Genomic DNA, 1,228 nt, shown 5'->3' with positions numbered 1-1,228 from the left:
AAAGAAAAAGACGTAGAAATTGGTACCTCGACTTCATAACATATGCCCGACACATTTAATAAAACACTCTGGGCACCCTTCTCTTCGACTATTCCTAGCAATTTACCAATCATCTAAATTATCTACCTTATTTACTATTGATTTCCCATTTTGTCGCCTTAAGCAAATCAGTCAATAACTACCGCATACGACCACCGCGACTTTGACTAACACCAGAAACTTGCAGCAACAGCTTCTCACTATTCGCATGGCAAATTGCTATTGCCAAAGCATCTGCTGCGTCTGCTTGAGGTGAGCTTTCAAGCTTTAACAGGTGCATAACCATTAACTGGACTTGAGACTTATCTGCCCCCCCCTTACCAACAACCGCTTGCTTGACCTTTCTAGCCGAATACTCGTTAACTTCGAGCCCTGAATTCGCGGCTGCAACAATGGCTACGCCACGTGCCTGACCAAGCTTAAGCGCTGAAGAAGGGTTCTTGGCCATAAAAACCTCTTCGATTGCAAATTGATCCGGTTGATACTGCTGAATGAGCTGTCCAACGGCTTGAAATATAACTAACAGACGGTCGGAAAATGCTCCATCCCCGGTACGAATACAACCACTTGCAACATAAGATAAACGCCCCCTATCCTTCGAAATAAGCCCGTAGCCGGTTACTCGTGAGCCGGGATCTATACCTAGTATCAGGGACATACTTCTAAACCTTTTGATTGTTAATCAGTATCAAGGCGGTAAAACCGCCTACCATTATGCCAGGTAATATTCTGGTACGAATCGGAAGAAAAAATGCCTTTAATCAAACTCAAATCTTCATTTCTAAATGGCCTCAAAGCGCGCGTTGAGGGAAGATCTGTTCCAAACATCAAAGCATTAGGATTAATCAGCACCATCTCTTGAAGGCGCTTAATAGGGTCAAAATCGACTCGACCAAAGCCGCAAACTTTTACATAAACGCCATGCCTTAATAAATCATCTACAACAGGAAACGATGACTTCTCCATACCCATGTGATCAATACATACCTTAGGCAAATTCTTGATCAAATCTTGAAGATGATATAAACCTTCAGATGAAATATATAACTCAATATGCCAACCACACAAGTCATAAACTCGTTGTGCGAAATAGCATAGATAGCCAACCCGCTCACTTCCACCCCGAAAGAGGTTAAAGCGAACCCCCCTTACTCCGGCAGCATCGAGTTTTAATAGTTCACCATCAGAA

At 42.9% G+C, this 1,228-nt stretch carries 3 protein-coding genes; all 3 read right to left on the bottom strand.

All coding sequences use genetic code 11. From position 1 onward, the window contains the following. Positions 1-113: OB-fold domain-containing protein (locus tag A3729_RS34480; protein ID WP_369820088.1), on the bottom strand; the 113-nt coding region annotated here is incomplete at its 3' end. 65 nt (positions 114-178) lie between these two features. Then, complete coding sequence (gene ruvC, locus A3729_RS05975) at positions 179-697, bottom strand: crossover junction endodeoxyribonuclease RuvC (RefSeq protein ID WP_068511032.1); 519 nt, start codon at positions 695-697, stop codon at positions 179-181. Positions 698-717: 20 nt separating this feature from the next. Further along, a partial coding sequence (locus tag A3729_RS05970) for an amidohydrolase family protein (RefSeq protein WP_068633396.1) occupies positions 718-1,228 on the bottom strand: 511 nt, incomplete at its 5' end.

Source organism: Oleiphilus sp. HI0043, assembly GCF_001634935.1.
Note: the sequence above shows the minus strand (reverse complement) of the source record. Positions and strands in the feature narration are given on the sequence as shown.